This window comes from Bacillus sp. DX4.1 (assembly GCF_030348195.1).
GTDB lineage: Bacteria > Bacillota > Bacilli > Bacillales > Bacillaceae_G > Bacillus_A.
The window spans coordinates 1,005,873-1,020,543 of record NZ_JAUCFT010000008.1; the positions used below are offsets into that span (position 1 = coordinate 1,005,873).

The 14,671-nt window shown below is 36.9% G+C and carries 15 protein-coding genes; 14 read left to right on the forward strand and 1 reads right to left on the reverse strand.

What is annotated here, in order from left to right:
* Window positions 1–37 precede the first annotated feature (37 nt).
* The 5 genes from gabT (at window position 38) to QUF99_RS08140 (ending at window position 4,209) form a co-directional block, all read left to right on the forward strand.
* Complete coding sequence (gene gabT / locus QUF99_RS08120) at window positions 38–1,366, forward strand: 4-aminobutyrate--2-oxoglutarate transaminase (protein ID WP_289369389.1); 1,329 nt, start codon at window positions 38–40, stop codon at window positions 1,364–1,366.
* 23 nt (window positions 1,367–1,389) lie between these two features.
* Complete coding sequence (locus QUF99_RS08125) at window positions 1,390–2,832, forward strand: aldehyde dehydrogenase family protein (protein WP_289369390.1); 1,443 nt, start codon at window positions 1,390–1,392, stop codon at window positions 2,830–2,832.
* Window positions 2,833–2,870: 38 nt separating this feature from the next.
* Window positions 2,871–3,224, forward strand: a complete 354-nt coding sequence (locus QUF99_RS08130) for a DUF3870 domain-containing protein (RefSeq protein ID WP_289369391.1) — start codon at window positions 2,871–2,873, stop codon at window positions 3,222–3,224.
* A gap of 129 nt (window positions 3,225–3,353) precedes the next feature.
* Window positions 3,354–3,494: a hypothetical protein gene (locus QUF99_RS08135; RefSeq protein WP_289369392.1), complete on the forward strand. Its 141-nt coding sequence runs from the start codon at window positions 3,354–3,356 to the stop codon at window positions 3,492–3,494.
* 199 nt (window positions 3,495–3,693) lie between these two features.
* Window positions 3,694–4,209: a DinB family protein gene (locus QUF99_RS08140; RefSeq protein WP_289369393.1), complete on the forward strand. Its 516-nt coding sequence runs from the start codon at window positions 3,694–3,696 to the stop codon at window positions 4,207–4,209.
* 335 nt (window positions 4,210–4,544) lie between these two features.
* On the opposite strand, the gene QUF99_RS08145 is transcribed toward QUF99_RS08140, so the two are convergent.
* The gene (locus QUF99_RS08145) at window positions 4,545–4,898 is read right to left on the reverse strand and encodes a VOC family protein (RefSeq protein WP_289369394.1); all 354 of its coding nucleotides are present in this window, start codon (window positions 4,896–4,898) and stop codon (window positions 4,545–4,547) included.
* 556 nt (window positions 4,899–5,454) lie between these two features.
* Here QUF99_RS08145 and QUF99_RS08150 point away from each other — a divergent pair.
* The 9 genes from QUF99_RS08150 (at window position 5,455) to QUF99_RS08190 (ending at window position 14,582) form a co-directional block, all read left to right on the forward strand.
* A complete protein-coding gene (locus tag QUF99_RS08150) occupies window positions 5,455–6,162 on the forward strand; it encodes a DNA alkylation repair protein (RefSeq protein WP_098337685.1) in 708 nt (235 codons plus the stop codon).
* Between the two features lie 775 nt (window positions 6,163–6,937).
* The gene (locus tag QUF99_RS08155; protein WP_289369395.1) at window positions 6,938–7,564 is read left to right on the forward strand and encodes a hypothetical protein; all 627 of its coding nucleotides are present in this window, start codon (window positions 6,938–6,940) and stop codon (window positions 7,562–7,564) included.
* A 249-nt stretch (window positions 7,565–7,813) separates the two neighbouring features.
* Window positions 7,814–8,320, forward strand: a complete 507-nt coding sequence (locus tag QUF99_RS08160; protein ID WP_224796002.1) for a DUF3995 domain-containing protein — start codon at window positions 7,814–7,816, stop codon at window positions 8,318–8,320.
* Between the two features lie 568 nt (window positions 8,321–8,888).
* A complete protein-coding gene (gene glaH, locus QUF99_RS08165; protein ID WP_289369396.1) occupies window positions 8,889–9,827 on the forward strand; it encodes a glutarate dioxygenase GlaH in 939 nt (312 codons plus the stop codon).
* Window positions 9,828–9,909: 82 nt separating this feature from the next.
* The gene (lhgO, locus tag QUF99_RS08170) at window positions 9,910–11,142 is read left to right on the forward strand and encodes an L-2-hydroxyglutarate oxidase (protein WP_289369397.1); all 1,233 of its coding nucleotides are present in this window, start codon (window positions 9,910–9,912) and stop codon (window positions 11,140–11,142) included.
* A gap of 199 nt (window positions 11,143–11,341) precedes the next feature.
* Window positions 11,342–11,488 (forward strand): hypothetical protein, encoded by a 147-nt coding sequence (locus QUF99_RS08175; RefSeq protein ID WP_289369398.1) that lies wholly within the window; start codon window positions 11,342–11,344, stop codon window positions 11,486–11,488.
* Between the two features lie 524 nt (window positions 11,489–12,012).
* The gene (locus QUF99_RS08180; RefSeq protein ID WP_289369399.1) at window positions 12,013–12,996 is read left to right on the forward strand and encodes an aliphatic sulfonate ABC transporter substrate-binding protein; all 984 of its coding nucleotides are present in this window, start codon (window positions 12,013–12,015) and stop codon (window positions 12,994–12,996) included.
* Between the two features lie 37 nt (window positions 12,997–13,033).
* Window positions 13,034–13,801 (forward strand): ABC transporter permease subunit, encoded by a 768-nt coding sequence (locus tag QUF99_RS08185; protein ID WP_289369400.1) that lies wholly within the window; start codon window positions 13,034–13,036, stop codon window positions 13,799–13,801.
* A 13-nt stretch (window positions 13,802–13,814) separates the two neighbouring features.
* On the forward strand, window positions 13,815–14,582 hold the full coding sequence (locus QUF99_RS08190; protein WP_289369401.1) for an ATP-binding cassette domain-containing protein: 768 nt from the start codon (window positions 13,815–13,817) through the stop codon (window positions 14,580–14,582).
* Window positions 14,583–14,671: the final 89 nt, after the last annotated feature.

Consider the following 14,671-nt stretch of genomic DNA (forward strand, 5'->3'; position numbering starts at 1 on the left):
GCATTTAACACAAAAAAATGAAAAAGGGGTATGTTCCATGTTAAAAGAAAAGAAAAATATTGTAACTACAAAATCTGATTGTTTACATGAAAGAAGAAACAATGCGGTACCTATAGGTCCCTATAATATTACGCAGTTATATGTTCAATCTGCAAAAGTAGCGATTATTACTGATATAGATGGTAACGAATTAATAGATTTTGCAGGCGGGATTGGTATGCAAAATGTAGGGCATTGTCATCCGAAGGTAGTAAAAGCAATTCAAAGCCAAGTGGAATCTTCTATTCATAGTTGTTTTCATGTAGCACCGTATGAAAGTTATATTGAATTGGCTGAAAGACTGAATGAATTAACACCAGGAGATTTTAAGAAAAAAACAATGTTTGCAAATAGCGGAGCTGAAGCGGTAGAAAATGCTATAAAAATCGCTAGGAAAGCTACTGGGCGCAGTGCTATCGTTTCGTTTGAGCGTGCATATCACGGACGTACACTCATGACAATGTCTCTTACAAGTAAGGTAAAACCTTACAAGCATGGATTTGGCCCGTTTGCACCGGATGTATACAAGCTACCTTATCCTTATTATTACCGTGCGGAAGACGGTATGACGAAAGAAGAAGTAGATGGGCAAATTTTAGCGTATTTTGAACGTTTTCTGTTAGAAGAAGTGGCAAGCGATAATATTGCTGCTATTATTTTGGAACCGCTTCAAGGTGAAGGTGGATTTATTGTCCCAACTGCTACTTTTATACAAGGAGTAAGAAACCTTTGTGATAAATATGGAATTATTATGATCGCAGATGAAATTCAAACGGGATTTGCTCGTACAGGTAGTTTATTTGCAATGGATCACTTTGGCGTAGCTCCTGATTTAATGACATTTTCAAAATCAATTGCTGCAGGTATGCCGCTTAGTGCTGTGACAGGAAGAGCGGAATTAATGGATGCACCTGGACCAGGACAACTTGGCGGTACTTTTTCAGGGAGCCCGGTTGCTTGCGCGGCTGCTCTAGCTGTTTTAGATGTAATAGAAGAAGAGAATTTAGTAAAACGTGCCGGGGTAATCGGTAGTCGTATGATGGAAGTATTCAATAGCTGGAAGGATAAATATGAATTAATTGGAGATGTGAGGGGCCTTGGGGCAATGGCGGCTATCGAGCTTGTAAAGGATCGAAATACGAAAGAGCCGGCAACGGAAGAAGTTAAAGCAATTATGCAAGAAACACATAACAAAGGTTTAATCACAATAAGTGCTGGTATTTATGGGAATGTGCTGCGTTTCTTACCGCCACTTGTTATAACAGATGAACAGCTTGAAGAAGGGCTTGCGATTCTTGAAACTGCGATTGCTAAGCTATCAAAATAAGAAACAATGATGGAGGTAGGGTGATGAGGTTTTCTAATTATATAAACGGTCAGTGGAGAGAGCCATCTACTAATCAATATTCGAAAAACTATAATCCGCATAATGGAGAAGTGTTAGGTGAATTTCCATTAAGCTCAGCAGATGATACACAAGCGGCCATCGCATCAGCGAAAGAAGCCTTTCAACATTGGCAAGGGTTATCGTTTCATGAGCGGGCAAGTTATTTATGGAAAGCAGCAGCGATTTTAAAAGAACGAGTTACGGAAATCGGTCAAGATCTAACAAGTGAAGAAGGAAAGACACTTGCTGAAGGTATAGGAGAGACGAAGCGAGCAATCAGTATTCTTGAATATTATGCGGGGGAAGCAAATCAACCGATGGGAGAAATGATTCCTTCTGCAAATCCGAAAACGATGCTCTATAGCAAACGCGTAGCAGTTGGACCAGTAGGACTCATTACGCCGTGGAATTTCCCAATTGCGATTCCGGCATGGAAAATGGCCCCGGCACTTATTTATGGAAATACGGTTGTCATTAAACCTGCTGAAATTACACCAAAATCAGTATATCATCTCGTAAATGCTTTCCATGAGGCAGGAATTCCTGCAGGAGTTATAAATTGTGTATTTGGGAAAGGTTCAGTAGTTGGAACGGAATTAACAGAAAATCCTGATATAAAAGCGATATCCTTTACTGGTTCTAATAGCGTTGGAAAAACAATTCAGCAAACAGCGGTTACGAATGGGAAAAAAGTGCAATTAGAAATGGGAGGAAAAAACCCATTAGTTGTATTAAAGGATGCGGATATTCATAAGGCAGTAGATATTGCGATCAGAGGTGCATTTATGTCAACGGGACAAAAATGTACAGCGACAAGTAGAGTGATAGTTGAAGAGGAAATTTATGAGGAATTTCGAAATCAGCTCCTGTTACGTACAGAGGATTTGAAAGTTGGAAATCCATTAGAACAGGATACGTTTATGGGGCCATGTGTATCTGAGAACCAACAGCAATCTGTTTTATCAATGATTGAAGTAGGTAAAAAAGAGGCTTGTTTGCTTTGCGGGGGTAGCGTACCAAAAGAAAATGAGTTGCAACAAGGGTTTTATATTTTGCCTACTATTTTTGAAGATGTACCGCAAGATGCACGAATTGCGAAAGAAGAAATTTTCGGTCCTGTTATTTGTTTGTTTAAGGTGAACAATTATCAAGAGGCTATTCACTTGGCTAACGATACGGAGTATGGACTCAGCGCATCCATTTGTACAAATAATCTTAGCCTTGCCCAGCAATTTATCGATGATATGGAGGTTGGCATGGTCCATGTAAACTCGGAAACTGCAGGAGCAGAACCGCAAGTTCCGTTTGGAGGAATGAAAAATTCTAGTGCTGGACCACGTGAACAAGGAAAAACAGCTGCAGAATTTTATACAAGAGTAAAGACCGTATATGTCGATCAAGTATAAGTTATAGAATTAACAATGCATAATAATGGGGGATGAACATGCGTAAAGGGACTTTTTTCATGGCAGGACACTCAAGACTTCCAAAAGGGATGGCTGTACGCAGTGTCTATGAAACATTAACAATTACAATAGAGGCAGATCACAAATATCACGTTATTATTGAAGCGTCATGTACCCTTGCTACCGAACATGGGAGAGACTTTATCGCTCAAATTTTAAGAGGGCATAGTTTGCGAGATGGCATTGAAGATATCGTTCAAGAAATCTCTTATCACTATCAAGGAAAAGCACAAAATGCGATTATTAGCGGTTTAAAGGATTTGTACCGCCAATATACAAGTTATGTAAATGGGGAAAATCCGCAAGAAGAATATGAGGAAACAACTCCATAACGAACTGCCCAGTTTATTGCACTTTATTTTCTAAAGCGCGTTCATAAACGAGAGCCAGTTATATTTTTGCTTATTTAGTGAGCGAAATATAACTGGCTTTTTATTTTTATCTAATGAGGAGGAGAGAAAATGTCAAAATCAAATGAATTTCAAGGTGTAAAACAGGAAAAAACAAAAAGAGGATGTATGGAAAATGGTGTAGTGAAATCTTGTGAAATGTGTAAAGTATGTGGCCGAAATAAAGCTGATTCAAAGTACATTGTTAAGTGACAAGAAAGTTGTTTAATTTACAATAAAATCGTTTAAAAAATAATAAAGTTGTTAAAAAAATGCGGGTCATTCTATTCCACAATCGGGCCAGATTGTGGAGGATTTTAACAGGTTTTTTTAGAGTTATTATTTAAATAGGGATTTTGAAATCTTTTGATGAATATTAAATGTTAATCTATAAAAGATGGAGGTTGTTGTGATGTTGAAACTGTTTCAATATAACTGGCAAGTTCGTGATGATTGGTTTACATTGTGCGAAGACATACCGGATGAAGAACTATTAAAGAAACGGGTCGGTGGGTTCGGCAGTATCCTACATACCCTATTTCACATTGTAGATGTGGAATATATGTGGATCTTAGGTTTGCGAGGTGAACCAGTGCCTGAGGAGCCATTGTTTGAGGATTATGTTAGCTTACAAAAAGTGAAAAATCTTTCAGCTCAATACCATGAGAAGGTGAAGCCATTTGTGACATCTTGGACAAATGAAATGGATTCTCGGAAACTTTTAGAAACTGATTTCAATGAAGAACCGATTAGCTCTAGAGACGCACCAATCAGGTGCCGAGTCATTGAATGTACACACGGAGAGATAATACGTCATGTCATTGTCCACGAGATCCACCATATCGGCCAGTTATCTATATGTGCACGTGAAATAGGAAAGGAGCCTGTTTCCGCAAATCTGAGAGGAAGAGGGCTATTCGATAATTAGACTGCCTTTGCCAATTTCACAATCGGGCGCTTTAATGGAGAAAGGATCACAAAAATTATCAAACTTTTTTATAAAAGGATGATTCAAGTAAATATAGAAAAAGCGTGTTTTGATCAATCTTTTTTTCAAAACACGCTTTTTCTTTTTGCTCTTTTATCAAGGTTTATTAAATTAATTTAATCAAACTTTATTCCAAGGCTACAATAGGTCACGAATATAACCAAAGTGATATCTGCTTATATGTTTATTCATATAGAACATCAGCTGATTATTTATTTGGACTTACTTTAAAAAATATCCTTCACTAAATATCCTGACTTTTTGTACTTTCTACCCTATTTCTTCTCCCATAGTTCAATCCATCTGCCATCTGGATCTGAAATCCATATAAATGCTCCATATTCACTAATTTCAGGTTCTTTTAGTAGTTTTACACCAGTTTTATTAAAATGATTTACCCATTCATTAATATTATCTACCTGGAAATTTAACATTACAGACTGTTCTTTCGGAAAATACTCACTCTCGTGTTTAAAGAGAGAAAATATTGTTTCGTTATCTGAATCTGGTTTAATAACTGTTCCATTCCACTCTTCTAGAGAGATTAGCAATGTTTCTTTGTACCATTTCTTTAATGCATCTATATCACTAGTTCTCCAAAAAACGCCACCAAACCCTTTAATCCTCATTCATCAAACCTCCAATTCTTTTCACTTAAAAATTTTCCTACGCTTTTTATCCAAAATCAATTGTAGCAGATGAAGGGGGGAGTTTTACAACATTATTGAACTTCGATAATGGACTTGCCCTTTTAGTAATAATAACTACGATTAAACTTCCACCAAAGACAATCTATCTACTGCTTCTAATTTGTTCAACTTCATTCCTCAAAAAAGCGTCTCTCTAGCGACAAGCTCAGATTCACCTATGACAACTAAATTTAAGCTAATATACAATTCACTCCTACACTTATCCTCATTGCGCACACTTCCCCGATTCTGTAAAGTGACAAAAAAGTTGTTTAATTTACAATAAAGTCGTTTAAAAAATAATAAAGTTGTTTAAAAAAATGCGAGTCATTCTATTCAACAATCGGGGCGAATTGTTGAGGAATTAAAGACAGTAGACATCCTACTTGAATAAGATTAATGGTAAAATTGAGAAGTATGGAAGACTTGATAAAGAATATAAACTAGTTGGTTACAATTAAAAGGGTCCTAATATTAAGGAAGGAAGTGCAAAACTATGGATTTCGAAACAGTTATGCAGGAGCTTGAAGCCCTCGGTAAGGAACGAACTAAAAAAATGTACATATCCAATGGTGCGCACGAGCCGCTTTTTGGCGTAGCTACAGGTGCTATGAAACCAATCGCAAAGAAAATAAAAATAAATCAACGTTTAGCTGAAGAGCTTTATTCCACAGGTAACTACGATGCAATGTACTTTGCAGGCATTATTGCAAACCCAAAAGCTATGAGTGAGTCGGATTTTGATCGTTGGATGGATGGAGCGTATTTTTATATGCTGTCTGATTTTGTGGTGGCAGTAACTTTATCAGAGTCAGATTTTGCACAAGACGTTGCTGATAAATGGATTGCAAGCGGTGACGAGTTGAGAATGTCAGCGGGCTGGAGTTGCTACTGCTGGCTTTTAGGGAATCGCCTAGACAATGAATTTTCCGAAAGCAAGATTTCCAATATGCTTGAAATTGTGAAAAATACGATTCATGATTCGCCAGAACGAACGAAATCCGCTATGAATAATTTTCTATACACCGTGGGGATTTCATATTTGCCGCTACATGAAAAGGCAGTCGAGACCGCAAAGGAAGTAGGTACAGTAGAAGTAAAACGGGACAAGAAAAAAAGCAGTTTCCTAAATGCTTACGAAAGTATTCATAAAGAAATTGATAGAGGGAGGCTTGGTTTCAAACGTAAATATGTAAGATGTTAAAAATTAGCTTAGTATTGGGGTGTTGATCCAAGAAGGATTGACACTCTTTTTTTTGAAGTTACTGAACTAACGGGCAGAAGGGTGAAGGAGAATTTAGACCATAACTTTATAAATACCATTGACTTGGAGTTCACTCCAGCTGTTATGATTTCGAGAGAAATTAGCTGAAAAATTAGGATTCGGAAATCCTGTAAAATATTCAATCTTTGTATAAATACATCTATTCCTTTATTCCAGAAAAGGGCGCTTTAATTGAATAAAAGAAGAGCACATATTATACATGACTAATATGTGCTCTTCTTTATTTTTAAGGATTTTTATAATTTAGGTCTTGATAACGTACGTTTTTCGCGTTTTGTTGGTAGAGATCAGGTTCTTATTCGCTATTCAACAAACGGGCCATTTAATGGAATAAAATTTTATATAGATGGTATGATCAGATCAATCTTTTTTCAAAGTGGATTCTATTGAAAAATGCTGGCTTGCGAGGGTGTTTCTGATCAAACTTTATTTCAAAGCAACACCAAGGGGTTTTCTGATGAGGAATTTCTATTAGTGTCGCGATATGTTAACAGTAAGACCATCCTGACAGATGGTTTTTGATTTCTTCTGATAATGGTATCTCATATAAACTACAACCGTATGGAATGTACAGTGCATTAACTCCAGAAATAAGGAATATTATTATTATCTTTACTATGGCAAAATTTTCCGTAATAGTGAGACAGCATCTTTTAGCCTTTTAGAATGAAATTGAAAGAGGAGGGTTCATGATATGTCGCAAACCATCATTCCTAGAGCTGCTGTGCGCGGGACAGCTTTTGGAGTTATCTTCATGGCATTTTTCGGTACTCTGTGGGCGGGAATTGGAATTAGAGGACTGCAGGGCTGGGGATTTCTCTGGCTGTTGATCTTATCCCTGTTGATTGGTGTTATACTGCTTATTGGAGGAATCGTATTGATAATGAATTCAAAAAGGTTATCAAACGAGATGGTAGAAGGGGATTCCCATCGTTGGAAACGAAAGAATATGTGGTTCGGTATTATTTTCGGTTTAGAAGGCGTGTTGATTGCCGCCGCCGCCGCAATTTGTGGATCTACCAATCACTTGGATTTGTTTGTCCCTGTTATGGCTCTTATTGTCGGTGCTCATTTCTTTCCCCTAGCGCACCTTTTCCAGGTCAAGATCCATTATATTTCGGGTTCACTTCTTTGTCTGCTTTCGGCAATCACACTGTTTACTTTACCTGTAAGAGTTACCTGGGGGAATTATCAAATTATGGTATGGTGGACATCTGTTGGTTTTAGCTCAGCCCTGATATTGTGGGGGACCGGGGTGGCAGTTTGGATTACAGGCCATAGACTGCTGAACAGGGCTGGGAATGGATCCAAAGAAGCTTAGGTATTTTTCAGGTTTTAATGCTGTAGATTTGAAATAAAGTCACGATGTTTATAAAAAAGATGCGAAGTTTAAAAGAAAGTCGCGATATTTATAAAAAAGTTTGATTAAAAATCCTGTGTTGATATATGCAGGATTTTTTCTTGTTTCACAAACGGGCCAGATTGTAGAGTAAAGTAAAGAATTATTAGAAAGTAAATCAAACTTCTACTTTTAATTTTGCTGCATATAATGATGGTGGGGTGAAAGGAATTGAAGATTAGTCAAATGAAATGGGCTGGTTATGCCGCATGTATCTGGTCGCTCCTGTATATTCCGATTCACGTTTATTGGGCATTTGGAGGAATGGCATGGATGCCTGGGGTTTTGAAAGATGAGGCGATGTGGGAAGCAGTAAACTGGGGAGCATCTGCAATGTTGTTAGTAGCTGCAATACTTGCGCTTTCACTGGTTCATCCTTGGGGGAAAAGTATCCCACGATGGTTAATGCTTGTTATGGGCTGGACTGCTTGTATACTTCCGTTCATGCATGCTGTATATGGCTATGTTACAAAGGGGCTCTTATTGGCTGGCATTATTCGTTTAGAGTTCTTTGATTTCTCTGTATGGGCAACTTTAAACGTCGAATATTGGATCCTAACTGACCTTTTACTTTTCGAACCTTGGTTTTTAATCGCAGGGATCTTATTCGGATTGGCTACTTTGCACTATCAGAGTGATATAAGGGGAGTAATGGATCAACAATGTAATATTAAATAAGGTTTGAGCAATAAATAATGTAAAAAACCTGAAAAGTTACTGTAATTAATAATAATTGTGGATAAAATTTCAGATGTCTTATCCAATTAAAGGGCGCTATTTTTTGAATAAAACTTAGATTTTTAAACGACCTTATTGTTATATTTTTTAGTGTAGTGAAGTATCTTACATCAAGATTAAACAACTATATTTTTAACCCCGTCCTAAATTTAGAACAGGGTTATGCTTGTTTGAACTTTTAAAATTAAATAACTTTATTGTCATTTTACATACATGAAAGAACGTTCAAATTAAAAATAAATAATACAAACACATTGACAGAAAGAATATTTTGAATTATCATTTAATTATAAAGTGATAAGATCCATACGAGAAATTAGCCTTCTCTATATCCGATCTTCATTTTCTGCTTTGCTCATATTGGAATAAAAAAGCTGTCTATTATTACTGTACTTTAAGAGATTAAAGAACACTCGTAATTTCAAGCCAGTTGTACGTTTCTACAATTTTTATATTGTAGATGCGTATGACTGGCTTTTTAGTTTATCCAAACTAAGGAGGAATTAAGATGTCAATGATTACGGAACAAGAAGTGAAGATGAAATTTGCAAAGAAATATGAGGGATATGAAATTGTTCCTCATCCAGAACATAAACGGTTGTATCATATTGTGTTAGATCAGCAGTTGCTTCAACAATTTTTCGAAGAGGTAAAAGAACATTCTGAGCAATCCTTACAATATATTCCGTATTCCCGCTTTATCCTTGCTAATCAAATGAAAAAGCTCTTTGGTGAATCCTTTATGGAGAATGTTCGTGGCATTATTCATGATCGGGAAACAGGAGGATTTACAATTGGTGTACAGGGCGAAACGATAGAAGCAGGAGAGTATGTGAAGTTTGCAACGGCATTAACACATTTAATTGGTACGTCTAACTTTGATGCAATGACAGGAACGTACTATGCGAGATTTAATGTAAAAGATACAGAAAGCAGCGATTCTTATCTTCGTCAAGCATATCGATTATTCACGCTTCATACAGACGGAACCTTTGTTGATGAACCTACAGATTGGCTTCTTATGATGAAAATTGAAGAAAAGAATGCAGTAGGGGGCGAGTCGCGTTTACTTCATTTAGATGATTGGGAAGAGCTTGATAGATTTCGGAAGCATCCACTTGCTTCTGTCAAAATCACGTACAAAGCACCTCCAAGTAAAAATACACAAGAAATCGTATATCGTGAAACATTTTTTGATGTGAACAATGCACCATGTATTTGCTTTATCGATCAATTTGCTTATCCGGATAATATTGAACAGGCAACATATTTGAAGGAATTATCAGCTTCTGTTGAAAACTCTCAAGCAACGCATGCATTAAAATTACCGGTTGGAGATTTAGTTCTATTAAATAATCAATTTTGGATGCACGGGCGCGCTCCTTTTGAGAAGAATAAAGATTTATACAGAGAGCTCATGCGCCAACGCGGCTGTTTTTCTAAATAATGTATTTGGCGGGTCTTAACATAAGGCCTGCCTTTCATAGTATAGGGGTATATGTAGAGAGAAGACATAAGGGGGAAGTTATATGTATGATTTTATCATTATCGGCGGAGGAATTGTTGGCCTTTCAACTGGAATGGCTTTAACGAAAAAATTCCCTCATGCCAAAATAGCAGTAATTGAAAAAGAGAACGAACTTGCGCATCACCAAACTGGACATAATAGCGGTGTCATTCATTCCGGCATTTACTATAAACCAGGCAGCTACAAAGCTAAATTTGCCAAAGAAGGAAATGCAGCGATGGTTCAATTCTGCAAAGAAAATGGCATTGCCTATGACATGTGCGGAAAAGTGATTGTCGCGACAGAAAAAGAAGAACTTCCTCATTTACATAATCTATACGAGAGAGGTCTGCAAAATGGTCTAGATATATCTAAAATCGACCAAGGGGAATTAGCGGAAATTGAGCCTCATGTAAAAGGATTGGGAGCCATTCGCGTTCCTTCTTGCGGCATTGCTGATTATAAAGGAGTAAGTCATACATTTGCACGTTTCATAGAGGAGAGCGGAGGAGAAGTACACTTAGGGACGAAAGCAGAACATATTTTTGAGAAAAAGGATTTCGTTACAATTGAGACAAATCAAGGCGTCTTTGAAACAAGATTTCTCATCAATTGCGCTGGATTACATAGCGATCGCATTGCTAAAAAAGCAGGAATATTAACAGATATGAAAATCGTCCCTTTTCGAGGCGAGTATTATGAACTTGTTCCAGAACGACGTCACCTCGTAAAACATTTAATTTATCCTGTTCCAAACCCAGACTTCCCATTCTTAGGCGTTCACTTTACAAGAATGATAAATGGGGACGTACATGCAGGTCCCAACGCAGTCTTAAGCTTCAAGCGCGAAGGCTACACAAAAAAAGACTTTGACATAAAAGACTTCATGGAAACAATGACCTATGCCGGCTTTTGGAAAATGGCAATGCCCAATATGAAAGAAGGCCTAAAAGAAATGGTCCGCTCTTTCAGTAAACAATCCTTTCTCAAAAGTCTGCAGCGTCTAATACCAGAACTCACAGAAAAAGATATCGTTCCAACTCATGCTGGTGTAAGAGCGCAGGCCATTCTATCCAATGGAAACATGGTAGATGATTTTTGCATTATTTCAGGTGTAAACTCCATGCATATATGCAATGCGCCGTCCCCGGCGGCAACAGCTAGTTTGAAAATTGGAGAAGGGATTGCGGAGCAGGTGCCGGATGTGGTGGTGGATCGGGTGAGTTCGGCTGGGGTGTTTCGGGTGAAGGCCTGATTAGAAGGAAAAATATAGATTTGACTTTTGTGATAAAAATCTTTCTAGCTTGTTTTAATGGAAGATTTAATAAAAAGATCTTTAGAAACTGAAAGGTTTCCCGAATTGTGGACATTTAAAAAGAGCCCATGATTCGGTTTTTTTATGTGTTACGGATTCGTTGGAATACACAAATCTATCAAAAAGGAGGAAATGAAATTTGAATGTTTATCAATTTGGGGGATTTTTGAGAGGATTATCAGGAGGGAAAATACAAGAATTATGGATTTTACAAAAAACATACAACTTGTCTGGAGGTATATCGCTTCATACAAGCAGCATGGGAGGGGCGTTTGAAACGCTATAAGAAAATAAAAAAGAGGATGACGAAATATGTGAGTCTGATTCGAACTGGAAACATGTGATTAAGTTACTTCAAAAGGAACTTGGTGATTGGAATCAAAAGCTTATCATGCGCATTTATAAAGATAGTTCTAAGTAGTAGTTATTTCTCAGTGAATAAATTATTAGTTCAAGTCAATATTTTTGTAAATCCCTACTTGACAAATAGGAATTATATGTTTACAATTATTGTTAATTAAATTCACAGTTGACTAGACCACTAGAGACTTTATTTCGCTTTTTGGAATAAGTCTCTTTTTGCATTTAAAGGGAGAGATTTATGATATACACAGTAAAAGGGAAACTGTTATAAGCACTGGGATAAATACGTTAAGCCAGATTTCAAAGAAACTTTATACAAATTAGGAATTTATTTGCGCAGTATCTTGAATAAGTTTTCGAAGAAGTACATAAGACACAATGGATTACAGCACAGCAAGTAGAGGATGTTTATTATTTTAAAATTAAAATGTGAACGAGGTTGGGGAAATGAAAAAAAAGAAAAGCACTTTTTTAATTTATGTAATAACAATATTAAGTTTATTAACAATTTTAGTTGGGTGTAGTTTGGGAAATAAAACAACTACGGGAAAAGAAAAAGGAGATAAAGTAGTTAGAATTGGCTATCAAAAAGGTAATACCCTTAACATTTTAAAAGAGAGTGGTTATTTAGAAAAGAGATTAAAAAAAGAGGGGTATAAGGTAGAATGGAAGCTTTTCACGACAGGTGGATTGCTTATGGAAGCTTTGGCTACTGGAAATATTGATTATGGACATGGAGCGGATGGCCCTGGTATTGTTGCTCAAGCTACGAATAAACCAATTGTCTATGTAGGTGCTGATAAACCAAATCCTGAAGGTGTGGGGTTAATGGTAACAAAAGATTCTGGTGTTACAAAAATAGAAGAATTGAAAGGGAAGAAGATTGCAGTAGTAAAAGGGGGGAATCACCACTATTTAACGGTGTTAGCATTAGAAAAAGAGGGGATAAAACTAGAGGAAGTTCAATTCGTTTACACGAAAGATGCTTCTGAAGGCAGGGCATTATTTGAAACAAAACAGGTAGATGCGATTGCTTCATGGGATCCGTTTTTTGCGGGACTTGAAAATGACTTAAAACCGATAACTCTTACAGATGGTGGTAATGATTATCCAAATAGAACTTTTTATTTTTCAAATAATGATTTTTCGAAGAAACACTCTGATTTAATTAAGATAATTTTAGAAGAAACGAACAAATCGGATTTATGGGCGAATAAACATAAAAAAGAGGTAGTCCAACTTCTTGCGAAGACACTTGGTTTGAAGGAAGAAATTCTGATAAGAGCAATCGACAGAAGGCATTATGGTGTAGATAACATTTCAGAAGATATCATTCAACCACAACAAAAGCAGGCAGATGTTTTTTACCGTATCGGATTAATATCTAACAAAATTAATGTAAAAGATGTGATGCCAATCCAAAATGCCTGAACACCAAACTTAAATGATAAATAAGGGGGAGCTTATCATGAAAAATAAATTTACTTATAACTTATTACCTTGGATTCTCCCTGTTATTTTGCTCATTCTTTGGCAGCTGATCTCTACATTTGAAGTTGTATCAACAAATTTATTTCCATCGCCACTCACTGTATTGTATTCTGCTTGGATGTTAGTGACTAGTGGACAATTATTTTACCATTTGGAAGCGAGTTTAGGCCGGGCGTTAATCGGGACAATGATTGGCGGGACTATTGGATTTTTGCTTGGTGTATCAAATGGGGTATCCAAAGCTTCGCACCGTATTTCAGATACTACAATTCAAATGATTCGAAATGTGCCGCATCTTGCGTTAGTACCTTTAGTTATTATATGGATGGGAGTAGATGAAGGCGCGAAAATCTTTTTAGTTGCACTTGGCGTTATGTTTCCTATTTACATTAATACGTATCATGGCATTCGTACAGTTGACCCAGGGTTTATTGAGATGGGGAAAATGTATGGATTAAATAGATGGCAACAGTTCACAAGAATATTATTGCCAGGAGCGTTACCATCTATTTTCTTAGGAGTACGCTATGCGCTTGGTGTGATGTGGTTAACTCTTATCGTTGCAGAAACACTAGCTACGCAAAGAGGAATCGGTTACTTAGCTACAAATGCAAGGGAATTCATGCAGGCAGATATCATCATTATTAGTATTTTATTATATGCCTTATTTGGGGAAACTGCAGACTTATTAGCCTATTGGGGAGAAAGAAAAGCGCTTAGATGGCATCCAAATTACAGGAAATAATAGGGGGGAGTATATGTCAAAGGTAGCGAATGAACTTGAAATCTTAGAAGGAATAGAAAATGGTGTTCAAATTAGTTTAAAACATGTAGAGAAAAGATTTGAAGACAAAGAGGTGTTAAAAGGAATCAATTTAGACATTCATTCGGGAGAATTTGTTGCAGTAGTCGGGAAAAGTGGAAGTGGAAAAAGTACACTATTACGATTAATTGCAGGAGTAGAAACTCAAACTTCAGGAGATTTATTGTTTAATCATGTTTCAATAAAAGATTCAAAAGTAAAAGTGACAATGATGTATCAAGACTCTAGATTGTTACCTTGGGAGAAGGTTATAAATAATGTTGCGTTAGGAATAAAAGAAGATTGGGAACGAAAGGCTGAGGAAGCATTAGAAGCTGTTGGCTTACTTTCTTTAAAAAAAGAATGGCCAGCCACGCTATCTGGCGGTCAAAAACAACGTGTCGCATTGGCGAGAGCACTCGCTCATGAACCAACTCTACTCTTATTAGATGAACCTCTTAGTGCTTTAGATGCAATGACGAGACTTGAGATGCAAAATTTAATCGAAAAAATATGGCTAGAGAATAAATTTACGACGATTTTGGTGACGCATGATGTGAGAGAAGCAGTACGATTAGCAGATCGAATTATATTAATTGAAGATGGCTATATCTCTATGAACATTGTAAATCGTGCACCGCGTAGAAGACTATCAGATACCTTGCTTGGTACATTAGAAAATAAAGTGCTTGAGAAAATTGTTGGGGATTTGCATGTTATATAGGGGATATGTAATGTGCTGGATGTAGTGTGGACCGGGTGTTTCGGATGAGGGCTTGAGTAAGGAGGCTACTTTTTGAGGTGGTCTCTTTT

What these genes read in the sequence shown, in the direction of transcription:
- gabT (WP_289369389.1), top strand. Translation starts at nt 38, where the DNA reads ATGTTAAAAGAAAAGAAAAATATTGTAACTACAAAATCTGATTGTTTA.
- QUF99_RS08150 (WP_098337685.1), top strand. Translation starts at nt 5,455, where the DNA reads ATGGATTTCGAAACAGTTATGCAGGAGCTTGAAGCCCTCGGTAAGGAA.
- QUF99_RS08180 (WP_289369399.1), top strand. Translation starts at nt 12,013, where the DNA reads ATGAAAAAAAAGAAAAGCACTTTTTTAATTTATGTAATAACAATATTA.
- QUF99_RS08185 (WP_289369400.1), top strand. Translation starts at nt 13,034, where the DNA reads ATGAAAAATAAATTTACTTATAACTTATTACCTTGGATTCTCCCTGTT.
- QUF99_RS08190 (WP_289369401.1), top strand. Translation starts at nt 13,815, where the DNA reads ATGTCAAAGGTAGCGAATGAACTTGAAATCTTAGAAGGAATAGAAAAT.
- QUF99_RS08140 (WP_289369393.1), top strand. Translation starts at nt 3,694, where the DNA reads ATGTTGAAACTGTTTCAATATAACTGGCAAGTTCGTGATGATTGGTTT.
- QUF99_RS08125 (WP_289369390.1), top strand. Translation starts at nt 1,390, where the DNA reads ATGAGGTTTTCTAATTATATAAACGGTCAGTGGAGAGAGCCATCTACT.
- lhgO (WP_289369397.1), top strand. Translation starts at nt 9,910, where the DNA reads ATGTATGATTTTATCATTATCGGCGGAGGAATTGTTGGCCTTTCAACT.
- QUF99_RS08145 (WP_289369394.1), bottom strand. Translation starts at nt 4,898, where the DNA reads ATGAGGATTAAAGGGTTTGGTGGCGTTTTTTGGAGAACTAGTGATATA.
- QUF99_RS08155 (WP_289369395.1), top strand. Translation starts at nt 6,938, where the DNA reads ATGTCGCAAACCATCATTCCTAGAGCTGCTGTGCGCGGGACAGCTTTT.
- glaH (WP_289369396.1), top strand. Translation starts at nt 8,889, where the DNA reads ATGTCAATGATTACGGAACAAGAAGTGAAGATGAAATTTGCAAAGAAA.
- QUF99_RS08135 (WP_289369392.1), top strand. Translation starts at nt 3,354, where the DNA reads ATGTCAAAATCAAATGAATTTCAAGGTGTAAAACAGGAAAAAACAAAA.
- QUF99_RS08130 (WP_289369391.1), top strand. Translation starts at nt 2,871, where the DNA reads ATGCGTAAAGGGACTTTTTTCATGGCAGGACACTCAAGACTTCCAAAA.